The organism is Streptomyces sp. SUK 48 (assembly GCF_009650765.1).
Classification (GTDB): Bacteria; Actinomycetota; Actinomycetes; order Streptomycetales; family Streptomycetaceae; genus Streptomyces.
Map to the genome: position 1 here is coordinate 4,970,987 of NZ_CP045740.1, position 15,263 is coordinate 4,986,249.

The following is a 15,263-nucleotide window of genomic DNA, read 5'->3' on the forward strand; positions in this document are numbered from 1 at the left end:
GCCGCCCATGCCGTCCGCCGTACGCGCCCTCGGACCGCCCCTGCTGATGACGCTGGCGCTGCTGGGCACCGCGTCACCCGCCGCCGCCGCCGCACGCCCGGCCGGCTGGTCCCTCGCGCCCGCCGGCGGCCCCCGCCCGTCCTTCTACGCCGAGGGTGACCCCGGCACCGCCCTCCAGGACACCATCGCCGTGACCAACCCGGCCCGCACCCCGGTGACGGTACGGCTGCGCGGCACCGGTCTGCCGGTGGTCCTCGCCAGGTCCGCGCTCACCGTCCCGGCCCGCACCCGCGCCGAGGTCCCCTTCACCGTGACCGTGCCGTCCGGCTCCGCGCCCGGCGACCGCTCCGGCGCGATCGAGGCGCGCGACGGCACGGGCCGTACGGCGAGCGTCCCGGTACGGCTGCGGATCGCCGGGCCCCGGCTCGCCGCGCTGACCGTCGAGCAGGTGGCCGTCCACCCGGACGGCATCACGTACCAGCTGGTCAACCGGGGTACGACCGTGCTCGTACCGACCCTCGCGGTGCGCGCCGACGGCGTCCTCGGACGCGTCCTCGACCGGGCCCCGCGCACCCTGCCCGTCCGGCTGGCCCCGGGCATCCGGCGCACCCTCACCGAGCCGTGGCACGGCCGCCCGCTCCTGGACCGCGTCGATGTACGGCTGACGGTGACGGCGCCGGGCGGTGCGCACGCCACGGCGGACACGGCGGCCACGTTCGTCCCGTGGGGCACGCTCGGCGCCCTCGCCGGGGCCGCGGCGACGGCGGCGACGGCCACGTATCTCGTCCGGCGCCGAGGCCGTCGTACCGGCGAGAGCGAAACCCCCTCCCGTGAGACCGAGTTGACGGGAGCGGCAACGTGAGGCGGCTCGTGGTCCTGGTCCTCGCGGCGCTGCTCCTGCTGCCGCTCGCGCATCCGGCGGCGGCGGACGGACCGGCCGTACGGCTGTCCGCGGCACAGGCCGGCACCGGCGGCTCGGTCACCGTCCACGGCACCGGATGGCGCCCGCGCACCCTGCTGATGCTGCTGGTCTGCGGCCGGGCCACGCCGTCCCGGGGCGTCATCGGCGGCACCAACTCCTGCGCCAACGCCGACGGCCGCGCCGTCACCACCGACGCGCGGGGCGCCTTCGCCAAGAAGCTGCCGGTCGCCGAGCCACCCGTGCCCTGCCCCTGCGTGGTGCACGTGGCCACGGTCACCGGCACCCCGGCCCAGGCGGACGCCGTCCTCGACGTCGCCGGACACCCCGTCGCCCCGCTGCCCGCTGAGCCCTCCGGCGGGGCCCTGTCGATCCTGTCCGACACCCGGCTGACCGGCTCCGGCTCCCCGCTGACCTGGTTCGGCGCCCCGCCGGGCCGCACCCTGGTCTTCACCGCGGGCAACCTCGGCACCACGCCCGTCAAGGACCCGGTCTTCCAAGTCGGCACCGCGCACGGCGTGTTCGCCCCCGAGTGGGACGACCGGCAGTGGCACGGCACCCTCGCGCCCGGAAAGAAGGCGCAGATCGAGCTGCCGGTGGAACTGTCCGCCGGGGCGCACGGCGACTACACCGTCTCCCTGAAGCACGACGGCAAGCTCCTCGCCGAACAGCCCTGGGGCGTGGGCCGGCCCTGGGGCGTGACCCTCTTCTGGGTCCTGCTCTGCCTGGTCGTACCGGCGGCCCTGTTCCGCGCCGGGATGGCCGTGGTGGACCGGGTACGCCCCCGCCGCCCGGCCGGGCCCCGCACCCCGCGCCCCTCTTCCCCGCGCCACCGTTCCCCGCGCCTCCGCCTCCCGCACCCCGCCCCTCGCGCGAGGACCTCACCGCCCCCGGGCCCCCGGCCACCGCCCTCCCGTGGTTCGCCCCGGGCACGGCGCCGGGCCCGCGCTCCGCACCGCACGACGACAGCCCGACGAGTCGTACCACCCCCGGTACGACCCCCACCGGAAAGGGACCCACGTGAGCATGCGAAGGAGAGGTACGGCGGTGGGCGCCGCGCTGGTGCTGAGCGGCGCGGGCGCCCTGCTGGGCCTGGCCGCGACGCCCGCGCAGGCGGCGACCGTGGCGTACGCCACGCACTGTGTGCCGCCCGCGGGCATCAGTCCCGTCGACGGCACGACGCAGGTCGAGATCACCGCGCCCGCGACGGCGAAGGTGGGCGACACGGTGGACGTCGGATGGAAGTTCGTCCAGGCCGCCTCCAAGAACCCCGACATCATCGACCTGCCCGCGAACTCGGTGCAGCCCTCGGGCGTGCTGAAGGCGGCGGGCGCGCAGACCGCCGACATCGCGATGCGGGGGCCGCGGCAGAACCCCGCGATCCCCAAGGGCGCCCAGATGGTGCTGTCCGACATGAAGGGCAGCGTGAAGCTGACGGCGCCGGGGGAGGTGACACTGACGCCGGACGCGTACACGGTGAACGCGATGTCGACGGACACGAAGTGCACACCGAAGGAGACGGTTCAGCGGTCGGCGACGATCAAGGTCACGGCGGCGGGCGGCACTTCGACTCCGACCCCGACACCAACCCCGACGCCGACCCCCACCGCCACCCCCACCCCCACGCCGTCCACGTCGGGCGGCACCGGGCAGACCGACTTCACCGGCAAGGAGGTACAGATCCCCTACGCGTGCAAGACCCCGATCGGCGACAAGAGCGCCACCTCGCCGGTGCGGATCGACGCGAAGAAGAGCGGCGGGGACTACGCCCTCACGGTGCGGTTCGGGAAGTCGGTGATGGACAGCCCCGCCGACATCCCCGCGGGCTCCGTGAAGCCGTCCATGGAGGTGGCCGTCGGCGGCGCCGACAAGGGCACGGTCCCCGTGGCGGGCCCCGCCAACGCCGCCCCCATCAAGTCCGGCGACCCCATCGCGATCCCCGACCTCACCGGCACCTACAAACCCGGCGCGACGGGCTCCTCGACCCTCTCCCCGGGCGTCCTGACCATCAACGCCCTGGGCACGACGACCACCTGCACCCCGGTCAGGACGCAGGTCTCGCTCACCCTGGACACGAGCGGCCGGCCGGGCGGCACCTCGGGAGGGACGTCCACCTCCGGCGGCTCGACGGGCGGAGCCGGCGGCACCGGCGGTACCAGCGGCTCCGGCGGCCTGGCCGACACGGGCGCGAGCGACCACGGAACCCTGAAGGCCCTGGGCCTGGTGGCCGGCACGGCGATCCTCCTGGGCGCCGCGGTCTTCACCTTCATGCCCCGGCCCCGCCGACGCTAGCCGGCCTGTCTGTGGCCGGGGGCGCGGGGAACCGCGCGGACAACCACCACGCACCCGCACCCGCCCACGCACAAGGCCCCCCACGGCGCCGAGGCGCAAAAACGACGAGGGCCGCCCCACCCACCCGGGGTGCGACGGCCCTCGTCGGCCACGTCCCAGCGACTAGCGCACGTCGCCCATCAGCTTGTTCACCTTGCTGCGGTACATCCACACCGCCACACCGGCGAGCACCGCGAGGACGGCCTCCAGCATCACGAAGCCCATCTTGTCGAGGTTCACCCCGCCGACCGCCGGGTTCGACAGCAGCGCGGTGATGGAGTCGCCCGCGGTGACCGCGAGGAACCAGACGCCCATCATCTGCGAGGCGTACTTCTTCGGCGCCATCTTCGTCGTCACCGACAGACCCACCGGCGACAGCGTCAGCTCACCGACGGTCTGCAGGAAGTAGATGCCGACCAGCCACATCGCCGCGGCCTTGTGGCCGTCCTGCGCGATGGACAGCGGGGCGAGGAACACGAAGAAGGAAGCGCCGACCAGCACCAGACCGGAGGAGAACTTCACGATCGTGCTCGGCTCCTTGCCGCGCCGGTTCAGCCACAGCCACAGCCAGGCGAAGACCGGCGCGAGGGCCATGATCATGACCGGGTTGACCGACTGGTACCAGGAGACCGGGAAGTTCCAGCCGAAGATGGTGTTCTTGGCGGAGGCGTCGGCGAACAGCGACAGGGTCGAACCGCCCTGGTCGTAGATCATCCAGAAGACCGCGGCGGCCACGAAGAACCAGATGTAGGCGCGGACCTTCGAGCGCTCCTCGCCGTCGAGGTCCTTGTCGCGCAGGATCCGGCCGATGACCAGGATCGGCACGATGAGGCCGATGAGGGTCAGCGGGATCAGCGCCCAGTTGAGGGTGAAGTGACCGGTGAAGCCGACGATGCCGTAGAAGATCACGGCGATGGCCAGCCAGATCAGGCCCTTGCGCAGGGTGGTGGCCTTCTCCTGGGCCGTCATCGGCGTCGGGACGACCTTGCTCTGCTCGCTCAGGTGGCGGCCGCCCAGCAGGTACTGGACCAGGCCCAGCGCCATGCCGAGCGCGGCCAGCGCGAAGCCGAAGTGCCAGTTGACGTTCTCACCGATGGTGCCGATGACCAGCGGAGCGATGAACGCGCCCAGGTTGATGCCGATGTAGAAGAGCGTGAAGCCACCGTCGCGGCGCGCGTCCTTCGGACCGTCGTACAGGTGGCCGACCATCGTGGAGATGTTGGCCTTCAGCAGACCGGAACCGATGGCGACCAGGACCAGGCCGACGAAGAAGCTCGCGGCGACCGGCAGCGCCAGGCAGAGATGGCCCAGCATGATGATCAGACCCGCGACCGCGACCGTCTTACGGGGGCCGAGGAGCCGGTCGGCGACCCAGCCGCCGGGCAGGGCGAGCAGGTACACGAGCGAGAGGTAGACGGAGTAGATCGCCGTCGCCGTGCCCGCGCTCATGTGCAGGCCGCCCGGGGCCACCAGGTACAGGGGGAGCAGGGCCCGCATGCCGTAGTAGGAGAACCGCTCCCACATCTCGGTCATGAACAGAGTGGCCAGGCCGCGGGGGTGGCCGAAGAAGGTCTTCTCGGTGCCGGGGGTGCCCGGGTGGACCGAGTCCTTCGTCAGGCTGGACGCCATGGTCGTTCCTTGCTGGTCGGGACGCGCGGTGGAGCGTTGCGCGCCCGGTGGGGGTGGCGGCCGGCACCGGCGGGGTCGGCCGTCCGCCCCCAACGCCCGGGGGAGTCCGCTCCGGATCACGAAACGGTGGACGGCGACCACCGGGATCCACGCTCCGTGACGCGACGATGCGTCCGGAGCCCGGCCAGAGGTCATTCCTTTCAAGGCCGGTCGGACCCGACCGGCCCGCACACAAGAAGGACCTTCAGCGTCAATGCCCGCCAAAGGTCCCCGGGTGTACTACAGGCGTTCACGTCACTGTACGTCAGGACACCGCCCGGTATGGAAGGACTTGAGACGCGGATCACAGGTGTCGAGGGAACCGCGCGACGGAATTCGAAGGCCCCTTCTACGATCGCATCCCACAGGTGATGGTTCGTACCGCCGGGCACCCCGGGTAAGAATCCCGGGAACCGATCACACCACGGCACCGCACGCGGGCGGTCTACCATCACCTCATGACCCGTGTACTGCTCGCCGAGGACGACGCGTCCATCTCGGAACCGCTGGCCCGCGCCCTGCGCCGGGAAGGTTACGAGGTCGAGGTGCGCGAGGACGGACCCACCGCGCTCGACGCCGGAATGCAGGGGGGCGTCGATCTGGTCGTACTGGACCTCGGCCTGCCCGGCATGGACGGCCTGGAGGTCGCCCGCCGGCTGCGCGCCGACGGCCACACCGTGCCGATCCTCATCCTGACCGCGCGGGCCGACGAGGTGGACACCGTCGTCGGCCTGGACGCGGGCGCCGACGACTACGTCACCAAGCCCTTCCGCCTCGCCGAACTCCTCGCCCGCGTACGGGCCCTGCTGCGCCGCGGCGCGGCCGAGCCGCAGCAGCCCCCGGCCACCCATGGTGTGCGCATCGACGTGGAGTCGCACCGCGCGTGGATGGGCGACGAGGAACTCCAGCTCACCGCCAAGGAGTTCGACCTGCTGCGGGTGCTGGTGCGCGACGCCGGCCGCGTGGTGACGCGCGACCAGCTGATGCGCGAGGTCTGGGACACCACCTGGTGGTCGTCGACCAAGACCCTCGACATGCACATCTCCTGGCTGCGCAAGAAGCTCGGCGACGACGCGGCCAACCCCCGCTACATCGCCACGGTCCGGGGCGTGGGCTTCCGCTTCGAGAAGAGCTGAGCCCCGCACCGGGGCCCGGCGGTCACCTCAGGTAACGGAACATGCGTCGACGTCTCATTCAATCCACCCTCGCCGTCGTCCTCGTGGTGATCGCCGTCTTCGGCGTCTCCCTGGTGATCGTCGAGACCCGGACGATCACCAACAGTGCCCAGGAGCGGGTGGAGTCCGAGGCGGTGCGGCTGGCCAGCATCGTGGACAGCCGCATCCTGGCCGCGGAGAACGTCAACGGCGACGCGCTGCGCAACCCGGTCAGCAAAGAGCAGTACGCGGTGATCGAGATGCCCGGCCGGCCGCCGATCGAGATCGGCACCCGGCCCGTCGGCGACGTCATCCACGCCACCCAGCACGGCGAGGAGGGCGAGACCGTCACCGTGCAGGAGCCGCGCTCCGCGGTCACCCGCGAGGTCGGCCGCACCCTGCTGATCATCGGCCTGGTGGCGCTGCTCGCGGTGGTCGCGGCCGTGCTGCTCGCGGTGCGCCAGGCCAACCGGCTCGCCTCCCCGCTGACCGACCTCGCCTCCACCGCGGAACGCCTCGGCTCGGGCGACCCGCGCCCGCGGCACAAGCGGTACGGCGTCCCCGAGCTGGACCGGGTCGCCGATGTGCTGGACTCCTCCGCCGAGAAGATCGCGCGGATGCTGACCGCCGAGCGGCGGCTCGCCGCCGACGCCTCCCACCAGCTGCGCACCCCGCTCACCGCGCTGTCCATGCGGCTGGAGGAGATCACCCTCACCGACGATCCGGACATCGTGAAGGAGGAGGCGAACGTCGCGCTGACGCAGGTCGAGCGGCTCACCGACGTGGTCGAGCGGCTGCTGACGAACTCCCGCGACCCGCGCACCGGCTCCGCCGTCACCTTCGACCTGGACGAGGTCATCCAGCAGCAGCTCGCCGAGTGGCGGCCCGCCTACCGCGGCGTGGGCCGGGCCATCGTCAGCTCGGGCAAGCGGCACCTCCAGGCCGTGGGCACCCCGGGCGCGGTCGCCCAGGTGCTGGCCGCGCTGATCGAGAACTCGCTGATGCACGGCGGCGGCACCGTCGCGCTGCGCACCCGGGTCACCGGCAACCAGGCCGTGGTCGAGGTCACGGACGAGGGGCCGGGGGTGCCGGCCGACCTCGGGGCGCGGATCTTCGAGCGGACCATCAGCGGCCGCAACTCCACGGGCATCGGCCTCGCCGTCGCCCGGGACCTCGCCGAGGCCGACGGCGGCCGCCTGGAACTGCTCCAGGCCCAGCCCCCGGTCTTCGGCCTGTTCCTCTCCCGCACGCCCCCGGCCCGCAAGACGGACGAGGACCTGCCGACCGTCCGCTGAGCGGTACGGCCGCCAGGCCCTCGTGCGGTCTGTCTGCGGTCCGCTGAGCCGGGCAGCGGTCAGGGCACCCGCTGCGTCCTCGGCTCGGGCTCGCTAGGGGAGCGGCGCGACTCCGCCGCCAGGATCTCCTCGGCCTCCTGCGCGGGCATCGCGCGGAACACCCAGGTGCGGTACGACCAGAAGCGGAACAGGGTCGCGATCCCGATGCCGAGGAACTTGAAGACGTTGCTCTCCAGCGGGCTGTCCCAGCCGAGGCCGTAGGTGGCCAGGAAGAGCACGCCGTTCTCGATCACCAGGCCGATCGCGCTGAAGAACAGGAACAGCGTGAGTTCCTTGGTGCGGCCACTGCGGTCACGGTCCCGGTACGTCCAGTAACGGAAGCCGACGTAGTTGAAGGCGATGGCGACCACGGTCGCGATGATGCTGGCGCGCACCACCGGCAGCGTCGAAACGTGCCGGACCAGGTTGAACACGCCCAGATTCACCAGGACACCGGCGCCGCCGACGGCACCGAACTTGGCCATCTCGCCCACGAGCCGTTGCAGCCCCGAGGAACGCTGTTCCATGGCGTTGCAGCTCCCGTCGGTAGGTTTTGGTCAACTGGGCCATGCTAGCGGCGCGCGGGGCCCGATGCCTGAGGACCAGGCCAGTGCGGGGAAACAGGTCGGAAAGAGGCCGGAAAGCGGTGGGTAAGAGCCGGGAACGGACGTACGGGGGGCCCGTGCGGAGGGACGCGATCCGGCCGGTCCGCGATGGCCGATACGCTGTAGGTGTGACGTTCCCGGTAGTCGGCATGGTCGGCGGTGGTCAGCTCGCGCGTATGACGCACGAGGCGGGCATCCCGCTGGGCATCAGGTTCAAGCTCCTCAGTGACACCCCTCAGGATTCCGCGGCGCAGGTCGTGAGCGATGTCGTCATCGGCGACTATCGCGATCTGGACACGCTGCGCGAGTTCGCGCGCGGTTGTGACGTGATCACCTTCGATCACGAGCACGTCCCCACCGAGCACCTCAGGGCCCTCGAAGCGGACGGCATCCCCGTCCGCCCGGGCCCCGACGCGCTCGTGCACGCCCAGGACAAGGGCGTGATGCGGGCGCGGCTCGACGCGATCGGCGTCCCGTGCCCCCGGCACCGGATCGTCGCCGATCCCGACGACGTGGTGCGGTTCGCGGACGAGGGCGACGGTTTCCCCGTCGTCCTGAAGACCGTCCGCGGCGGCTACGACGGCAAGGGCGTGTGGGTCGTCGACTCCGCCGAGGAGGCCGCCGAGCCGTTCCGGGCGGGCGTGCCGGTCCTCGCCGAGGAGAAGGTCGACTACGTCCGCGAGCTCGCCGCCAACGTCGTACGCTCCCCGCACGGCCAGGCCGTCGCCTACCCGGTGGTGGAGTCCCGGCAGGTGAACGGCGTGTGCGACACGGTCATAGCCCCCGCCCCCGACCTGGACGAGGAGCTGGCGCTCGGCGCCGAGCGGCTCGCCCTCACCATCGCCAAGGAACTGGACGTCGTCGGGCACCTCGCCGTCGAGCTGTTCCAGACCCGCGACGGCCGCGTCCTCGTCAACGAACTGGCGATGCGCCCGCACAACTCCGGCCACTGGACCCAGGACGGCGCGATCACCTCGCAGTTCGCCAACCACGTCCGCGCGGTCCTCGACCTGCCTCTCGGCGACCCGCGCCCGCGCGCGAAGTGGACCGTGATGGTCAATGTGCTGGGCGGCGACTACCCGGACATGTACTCCGCGTACCTGCACTGCATGGCCCGCGACCCCAAGCTCAAGATCCACATGTACGGCAAGGACGTGAAGCCCGGCCGCAAGGTGGGACACGTCAACACCTACGGCGACGACCTGGACGACGTGCTGGAGCGCGCCCGTCACGCAGCCGGCTACCTGAGAGGCACCATCACCGAATGAGCCCCGTTGTTGGCATCGTCATGGGGTCGGACTCCGACTGGCCCGTCATGGAAGCCGCCGCCAAGGCCCTGGACGAGTTCGAGATCGCCTACGAGGTCGACGTCGTCTCCGCGCACCGGATGCCCCGCGAGATGATCACGTACGGCGAGCAGGCCGCCGACCGCGGGCTCAAGGTGATCATCGCCGGCGCGGGCGGCGCCGCCCATCTGCCGGGCATGCTCGCCTCCGTCACCCCGCTGCCGGTCATCGGCGTGCCGGTGCCGCTGAAGTACCTCGACGGCATGGACTCCCTGCTGTCGATCGTGCAGATGCCGGCCGGTGTCCCCGTCGCCACCGTCTCCGTCGCCGGTGCCCGCAACGCCGGGCTGCTCGCGGCCCGCATCCTCGCCACGCACGACGAGGACCTGCTGCACCGGATGCGTGACTTCCAGCACGAACTGAACGAGCAGGCCACCGAGAAGGGCAAGCGGCTGCGCTCCAAGGTCGAGGGCGCCGGCGGCTTCGGCTTCGGGAAGTGAGCGCCGTGACGCATCTGGACGAGGCCCGCGCCCTGCTGCGCGAGTTCCCCGTGGTCGACGGCCACAACGACCTGCCCTGGGCGCTGCGCGAGAAGGCGGGCTACGACCTGGACCGCCTGGACATCGCGGGCCACCAGCACGAGCACCTGCACACCGACATCCCCCGGCTGCGCGCGGGCGGCGTCGGCGCCCAGTACTGGTCGGTGTACGTGCCGGCCGAGCAGCCCGACCCGGTCGCCGCGACGCTGGAGCAGATCGACTGCGTACGGCAGCTCCTCGACCGCTACCAGGCGGACCTGGCGCCCGCGCTGACCGCCGCCGACATGGAGGCGGCCCGCGGTGAGGGCCGTATCGCCTCCCTGATGGGCGCCGAGGGCGGCCACTCCATCGCCAACTCGCTGGGCACCCTGCGCGGTCTGTACGCGCTCGGCGTGCGCTACATGACGCTCACCCACAACTCGAACGTTGACTGGGCGGACTCGGCGACCGACATCCCCCGGGCGAACGGCCTCACCGCCTTCGGCCGCGAGGTGGTCCGGGAGATGAACCGGCTCGGCATGCTGGTCGACCTCTCGCACGTGGCGCCGTCCACGATGCGCGACGCGCTGGACGCGAGCACCGCCCCGGTGGTCTTCTCGCACTCCTCGGCCCGCGCGGTCTGCGACCACCCCCGCAACATCCCGGACGACGTCCTGGAGCGGCTGCCCGCCAACGGCGGCGTCGCGATGGTGACGTTCGTACCGAAGTTCGTGCTTCAGGCGGCCGTTGACTGGACGGCCGAGGCCGACGAGAACATGCGCGCCCACGGCCTGCACCACCTGGACACCACCGCCGAGGCGATGAAGGTGCACCGCGCCTTCGAGGAGCGCACCCCGCGCCCGATCGCCACGGTGCCGGTGATCGCCGACCACCTGGACCACATGCGCGAGGTCGCCGGCATCGACCACCTCGGCATCGGCGGCGACTACGACGGCACGGCCTTCACCCCGGACGGCCTGGGCGACGTCTCCGGTTACCCGAACCTCCTCGCGGAGCTGCTGGACCGCGGCTGGTCCAAGGCCGACCTCGCCAAGCTCACCTGGCAGAACTCGGTCCGGGTGCTGGGCGCGGCGGAGGACGTGGCCCGCGACCTGCGGGCGAAGCAGGCGCCGTCCAACGCGACGATCGAGTCGCTGGACGGCTGACGCGCGGTGACCTGAGAAGGGGCGGGACGGCCGACCGGCCGTCCCGCCCCTTCGCCGTACCCGCGGGCGCCCCTACGCGGACTCGATCCGGCACAGGCAGAACGGATGCCCGGCCGGGTCGGCGTACACCACGAAGTCCTTCTTCTCGCGGTCCTCCACGTCCAGCGGGCGGGCGCCGAGCGCCAGGACCCGCTCGTGCGCCGTGTCCAGCTCCGCCCAGGTGCTGCCCGCGTCGAAGTCCAGATGGAGCTGCTGGCCGTTGTGGTCCGCGCGCGGCCACTCGGGCGGGGTGTGCCCCGCGGCCCGCTGGAAGGCCATCCGGGGACCGCCCGGGATCTGGAGCACGACCCAGGTGTCGTCCTCGGCCACCGGCGTGCCCCCGCCCACCGCCGCGTAGAAGGCGGCCAGGGCGTGCGGGTCAGGGCAGTCGAGCACGATGGTGCGGAAATGGGCGACGGACGCCATGTACTTCCTCCTCGGGGGACGGTCTCAGCAGGCGCAGAGGCAGAACGGGTGCCCGGCCGGGTCGGCGTACACCCGCCAGGTGCGGGCGGGTTCCCCGGCGTCCAGGAGCCTCGCCCCCAGCTTCAGCACGCCCTCCTGCGCCGCGTCCAGGTCCGGCACGGTCAGGTCCAGGTGGAACTGCTGGCCGTCGCTCTCGGCGCGCGGCCACCGCGGCGCAGTGTGCCCCTTAGCCCGCTGGAAGGCCAGCGCCTGTCCGCCGGGGAGCGCCAGATCCACCCAGTCGCCCCTCTCGTCGCGGGTCACCGTGCCGCCGAGCACCTCGGCATAGAAACCGGCCAGCGCGTCGGGATCGGGACAGTCCAGGACCACCACACCGAGCTCGGCGAGAGCCATGACGACCTCCTTCTGTTACCCATAGAGGCGAGTAACCGGTAACGGTGACCTCATACTCCCGGACAAGGGGTAACGTCGCAACCATGACTGAGAGATCGGCCGCTCCCGGGGCTCTGGCCCTGGTGGAGTCCCTGGTCAACACCGTGGACCTGGCGGACGGCGCCGACTCGCTGGACACCGGGGAGGGGCGCGGGCGCCTCGGGATCACCGAAGAGGAGCTGGCCGGGGCGCGGGAGCTGCGGGAGTCGCTGCGGGCCGCCCTGCTCGCGCACGCCGGGCATCCGCCGCACCGCGCGGTCACCCCGCTCGGCGAACTGCTGGCCCGCGCGCCGCTGTACGTCACCGTGGACGAGGGGGACGGCTCGGCGGCCCTGGCCCCCGCCCCGGACGCCTCCCTGCTCTCCCGGGTCGCCGCCGCCGTCGCCGAGGCGCTGGCGGCGGGCACCTGGATGCGGCTCAAGGCGTGCGAGGCCGCCACCTGCCACTGGGCGTACTACGACCGCAGCCCCGCCGGACGCGGCCGCTGGTGCTCCATGCGGGTCTGCGGGGCGCGCGAGAAGATGCGGCGCTACCGGGCCAAGGGGGCGTAAAGCGCGGGAAGCCGGGCCCCGGGGGCGCGGGGTGCTGGGGCAAAATGCGAGACGGCGCCGGTTCGGCCGACTGAGCCTCGGCCGAACCAGCGCCGTTTCCTGCGTCCGCCGGGCATCCGCCCGTCAGGCGGTCGGCCGCCCCATCGCCCGGTACGTCCAGCCCGCCCGTCGCCACAGCTCCGGGTCGAGGGTGTTGCGCCCGTCGAGCAGCACCCGGGCCGCCGCGACCGCGCCCAGCCGCTCCGGGTCCAGCTCGCGGAACTCGCGCCACTCGGTCAGATGCAGCACGACGTCCGCGCCGCGCACCGCGTCGAGGGCCGTGTCGGCGTATCCGAGCGTCGGGAAGACCCGTCGGGCGTTGTCCATGCCCTTCGGGTCGTACACGGTCACCTGGCCGCCCTGGAGGTGTATCTGGCCCGCCACGTTCAGCGCGGGCGAGTCGCGGACGTCGTCCGAGTCGGGCTTGAAGGTGGCGCCGAGCACCGCGACCCGCTTGCCGAGGAAGGAGCCGCCGCCCAGCGCCTCGCGGGCCATCTCCACCATCTGGCCGCGCCGGCGCATGTTGATGGAGTCGATCTCCCGCAGGAAGGTCAGCGCCTGGTCCGCGCCCAGCTCGCCGGCGCGGGCCATGAACGCGCGGATGTCCTTGGGCAGGCAGCCGCCGCCGAAACCGATCCCGGCGCGCAGGAACTTGCTGCCGATCCGGTCGTCGTGCCCGATCGCCTCCGCCAGCTTGGCCACGTCACCGCCGCCGGCCTCGCAGACCTCCGCCATCGCGTTGATGAAGGAGATCTTGGTGGCGAGGAAGGAGTTGGCGGCGGTCTTCACCAGCTCGGCGGTCGGGAAGTCGGTGACGACGAAGGGGGTGCCCTCGCCGACCGGCGTCGCGTACACCTCGCGCAGCAGCTTCTCGGCCCGGTCGCCGCGCACTCCGACCACGATCCGGTCCGGGTGCAGGGTGTCCTCGACGGCGAAGCCCTCGCGCAGGAACTCCGGGTTCCAGGCCAGCTCGGCGTCGCCGCCCGCGGGGGAGTGCTCGGCGAGATAGGCGGCCAGCCGGTCGGCCGAGCCCACCGGCACCGTGGACTTGCCGACCACCAGGGCCGGGCCGCGCAGATGCGGGGCGAGGGAGGCGATCGCGGAGTCGACGTACGACATGTCGCAGGCGTACTCGCCGTGCTTCTGCGGGGTGTTCACACACACGAAGTGCACATCGCCGAAGGCGCCGATCTCGGCCCAGTCGGTGGTGAAGCGCAGCCGCCCGGTCGACCCCTCGATCCCGGCCACGTGCCGGCGCAGCAGCTCCTCGAGCCCCGGCTCGTACATCGGGGTCTCGCCGCGCTCCAGCATGGCGATCTTCTCGGGTACGACATCCAGGCCCAGCACCTCGAATCCCAGCTCGGCCATGGCCGCGGCGTGGGTGGCGCCGAGATACCCGGTGCCGATCACGGTGATCTTCAGGCTCATGGACGCGCTCCTGCTAGGGGATTCTCTCGTGCGGGCCCGAGCATAGCCGGGCCGGTCGGGGGGCAACTTTCCCGCTGTCGCCAACCTCACGTAGGCGAGCGGGGGCCAGGGCTCTAAAATTTGAGTTACTTAACGGTAATTAGCGTTTGTTCTGTCCGTGATGCGTCACCATCACTGCGTCTTTGGAGCGTGAGAGACCTTGGCCGGATCGGCTGACTTCGACCTGTACCGCCCGTCCGAGGAGCACGACATGCTCCGCGACGCCGTCCGCTCCCTGGTCGAGGCGAAGATCGCGCCGTACGCCGCCGCGGTGGACGAGGAGGCCCGCTTCCCGCAGGAGGCCCTCGACGCGCTGGTGGCCAACGACATGCACGCCGTGCACGTCCCCGAGGAGTACGGCGGCGCCGGCGCCGACGCGCTCGCCACGGTCATCGTGATCGAGGAGGTGGCCCGCGCCTGCGTCTCCTCCTCCCTGATCCCCGCGGTGAACAAGCTGGGCTCCCTCCCGGTGATCCTCTCCGGCTCCGAGGAGCTGAAGAAGAAGTACCTGGGCCCGCTGGCCAAGGGCGACGCGATGTTCTCGTACTGCCTCTCCGAGCCGGACGCGGGCTCGGACGCGGCCGGCATGAAGACCAAGGCGGTCCGCGACGGCGACCACTGGATCCTCAACGGCGTCAAGCGCTGGATCACCAACGCGGGCGTCTCCGAGTACTACACGGTCATGGCCGTCACCGACCCGGCCAAGCGCTCCAAGGGCATCTCCGCCTTCGTGGTGGAGAAGTCGGACGAGGGCGTCTCCTTCGGCGCCCCCGAGAAGAAGCTCGGCATCAAGGGCTCCCCGACCCGCGAGGTCTACTTCGACAACGTCCGCATCCCCGCCGACCGCATGATCGGCGAGGAGGGCACGGGCTTCATGACCGCCATGAAGACCCTCGACCACACCCGCATCACCATCGCCGCCCAGGCGCTCGGTGTCGCGCAGGGCGCCCTCGACTACGCCAAGGGCTACGTCCAGGAGCGCAAGCAGTTCGGCAAGGCGATCGCCGACTTCCAGGGCATCCAGTTCATGCTCGCGGACATGGCGATGAAGATCTCCGCCGCCCGCGCCCTCACCTACCAGGCCGCCGCCGCCTCCGAGCGCGGCGACGCCGACCTGACCTACCTGGGCGCCGCCGCCAAGTGCTTCGCCTCGGACGTCGCCATGGAGGTCACCACCGACGCCGTCCAGCTCCTCGGCGGCTACGGCTACACCCGCGACTACCCGGTCGAGCGCATGATGCGCGACGCCAAGATCACCCAGATCTACGAGGGCACCAACCAGGTCCAGCGCATCGTGATGGCGCGCAACCTGCCGTAACCCCCGCACG

At 71.9% G+C, this 15,263-nt stretch carries 14 protein-coding genes and 1 pseudogene; 10 read left to right on the forward strand and 5 right to left on the reverse strand.

What is annotated here, in order from left to right:
- The first annotated feature begins 7 nt into the window (after positions 1–7).
- The 3 genes and pseudogenes from GHR20_RS21815 to GHR20_RS21820 all read left to right on the forward strand — a co-directional run bounded on the left by GHR20_RS21815 (position 8) and on the right by GHR20_RS21820 (position 3,211).
- Positions 8–862 (forward strand): hypothetical protein, encoded by an 855-nt coding sequence (locus GHR20_RS21815; RefSeq protein ID WP_153814131.1) that lies wholly within the window; start codon positions 8–10, stop codon positions 860–862.
- Positions 859–1,943, forward strand: a pseudogene (locus GHR20_RS37650) (hypothetical protein). The gene GHR20_RS21815 and the pseudogene GHR20_RS37650 overlap by 4 nt, the downstream one beginning before the upstream one ends.
- A 2-nt stretch (positions 1,944–1,945) precedes the next feature.
- On the forward strand, positions 1,946–3,211 hold the full coding sequence (locus tag GHR20_RS21820; protein ID WP_194858951.1) for a hypothetical protein: 1,266 nt from the start codon (positions 1,946–1,948) through the stop codon (positions 3,209–3,211).
- 162 nt (positions 3,212–3,373) lie between these two features.
- Here GHR20_RS21820 and GHR20_RS21825 read toward each other — a convergent pair whose 3' ends face one another.
- On the reverse strand, positions 3,374–4,879 hold the full coding sequence (locus tag GHR20_RS21825) for an oligopeptide:H+ symporter (RefSeq protein ID WP_148027088.1): 1,506 nt from the start codon (positions 4,877–4,879) through the stop codon (positions 3,374–3,376).
- Between the two features lie 497 nt (positions 4,880–5,376).
- On the opposite strand from GHR20_RS21825, the gene GHR20_RS21830 reads away from it, so the two are divergent.
- Together GHR20_RS21830 and GHR20_RS21835 are read left to right on the forward strand one after the other, a co-directional pair.
- On the forward strand, positions 5,377–6,054 hold the full coding sequence (locus GHR20_RS21830) for a response regulator transcription factor (RefSeq protein WP_020940464.1): 678 nt from the start codon (positions 5,377–5,379) through the stop codon (positions 6,052–6,054).
- 41 nt (positions 6,055–6,095) lie between these two features.
- Positions 6,096–7,367: an ATP-binding protein gene (locus GHR20_RS21835; protein ID WP_111585886.1), complete on the forward strand. Its 1,272-nt coding sequence runs from the start codon at positions 6,096–6,098 to the stop codon at positions 7,365–7,367.
- A gap of 59 nt (positions 7,368–7,426) precedes the next feature.
- Here GHR20_RS21835 and GHR20_RS21840 read toward each other — a convergent pair whose 3' ends face one another.
- On the reverse strand, positions 7,427–7,933 hold the full coding sequence (locus tag GHR20_RS21840; protein WP_111585885.1) for a GtrA family protein: 507 nt from the start codon (positions 7,931–7,933) through the stop codon (positions 7,427–7,429).
- Positions 7,934–8,139: 206 nt separating this feature from the next.
- Here GHR20_RS21840 and GHR20_RS21845 point away from each other — a divergent pair, with 206 nt between their 5' ends.
- The 3 genes from GHR20_RS21845 to GHR20_RS21855 are packed head-to-tail and all read left to right on the forward strand — an operon-like array spanning position 8,140 to position 10,981.
- Entirely contained in the window at positions 8,140–9,279 is a 1,140-nt protein-coding gene (locus tag GHR20_RS21845; protein WP_148027089.1) for a 5-(carboxyamino)imidazole ribonucleotide synthase, read from the forward strand.
- Positions 9,276–9,797 (forward strand): 5-(carboxyamino)imidazole ribonucleotide mutase, encoded by a 522-nt coding sequence (gene purE, locus GHR20_RS21850; protein ID WP_111585883.1) that lies wholly within the window; start codon positions 9,276–9,278, stop codon positions 9,795–9,797. Before GHR20_RS21845 ends, purE begins: the two co-directional genes overlap by 4 nt.
- 5 nt (positions 9,798–9,802) lie before the next feature.
- Entirely contained in the window at positions 9,803–10,981 is a 1,179-nt protein-coding gene (locus tag GHR20_RS21855) for a dipeptidase (protein WP_153816085.1), read from the forward strand.
- A 72-nt stretch (positions 10,982–11,053) separates the two neighbouring features.
- Here the strand turns inward: GHR20_RS21855 and GHR20_RS21860 are convergent, their stop codons facing one another.
- Positions 11,054–11,446, reverse strand: coding sequence for a VOC family protein (locus GHR20_RS21860; RefSeq protein ID WP_153814133.1), 393 nt, complete (start codon positions 11,444–11,446; stop codon positions 11,054–11,056).
- 24 nt (positions 11,447–11,470) lie between these two features.
- Positions 11,471–11,839, reverse strand: a complete 369-nt coding sequence (locus GHR20_RS21865; RefSeq protein ID WP_153814134.1) for a VOC family protein — start codon at positions 11,837–11,839, stop codon at positions 11,471–11,473.
- An 83-nt stretch (positions 11,840–11,922) separates the two neighbouring features.
- Here GHR20_RS21865 and GHR20_RS21870 point away from each other — a divergent pair, with 83 nt between their 5' ends.
- Entirely contained in the window at positions 11,923–12,429 is a 507-nt protein-coding gene (locus tag GHR20_RS21870) for a CGNR zinc finger domain-containing protein (protein ID WP_111585879.1), read from the forward strand.
- Positions 12,430–12,552: 123 nt separating this feature from the next.
- Here the strand turns inward: GHR20_RS21870 and GHR20_RS21875 are convergent, their stop codons facing one another.
- Complete coding sequence (locus GHR20_RS21875) at positions 12,553–13,896, reverse strand: UDP-glucose/GDP-mannose dehydrogenase family protein (protein WP_111585878.1); 1,344 nt, start codon at positions 13,894–13,896, stop codon at positions 12,553–12,555.
- 199 nt (positions 13,897–14,095) lie between these two features.
- On the opposite strand from GHR20_RS21875, the gene GHR20_RS21880 reads away from it, so the two are divergent.
- On the forward strand, positions 14,096–15,253 hold the full coding sequence (locus GHR20_RS21880) for an acyl-CoA dehydrogenase family protein (RefSeq protein WP_153814135.1): 1,158 nt from the start codon (positions 14,096–14,098) through the stop codon (positions 15,251–15,253).
- Positions 15,254–15,263 lie beyond the last annotated feature (10 nt).

Coding starts and splice junctions, on each gene's coding strand:
- GHR20_RS21820 (WP_194858951.1), top strand. CDS start 1,946: ATGCGAAGGAGAGGTACGGCGGTGGGCGCCGCGCTGGTGCTGAGCGGC.
- GHR20_RS21835 (WP_111585886.1), top strand. CDS start 6,096: ATGCGTCGACGTCTCATTCAATCCACCCTCGCCGTCGTCCTCGTGGTG.
- GHR20_RS21830 (WP_020940464.1), top strand. CDS start 5,377: ATGACCCGTGTACTGCTCGCCGAGGACGACGCGTCCATCTCGGAACCG.
- GHR20_RS21825 (WP_148027088.1), bottom strand. CDS start 4,879: ATGGCGTCCAGCCTGACGAAGGACTCGGTCCACCCGGGCACCCCCGGC.
- GHR20_RS21860 (WP_153814133.1), bottom strand. CDS start 11,446: ATGGCGTCCGTCGCCCATTTCCGCACCATCGTGCTCGACTGCCCTGAC.
- GHR20_RS21870 (WP_111585879.1), top strand. CDS start 11,923: ATGACTGAGAGATCGGCCGCTCCCGGGGCTCTGGCCCTGGTGGAGTCC.
- GHR20_RS21865 (WP_153814134.1), bottom strand. CDS start 11,839: ATGGCTCTCGCCGAGCTCGGTGTGGTGGTCCTGGACTGTCCCGATCCC.
- GHR20_RS21875 (WP_111585878.1), bottom strand. CDS start 13,896: ATGAGCCTGAAGATCACCGTGATCGGCACCGGGTATCTCGGCGCCACC.
- GHR20_RS21840 (WP_111585885.1), bottom strand. CDS start 7,933: ATGGAACAGCGTTCCTCGGGGCTGCAACGGCTCGTGGGCGAGATGGCC.
- GHR20_RS21815 (WP_153814131.1), top strand. CDS start 8: ATGCCGTCCGCCGTACGCGCCCTCGGACCGCCCCTGCTGATGACGCTG.
- purE (WP_111585883.1), top strand. CDS start 9,276: ATGAGCCCCGTTGTTGGCATCGTCATGGGGTCGGACTCCGACTGGCCC.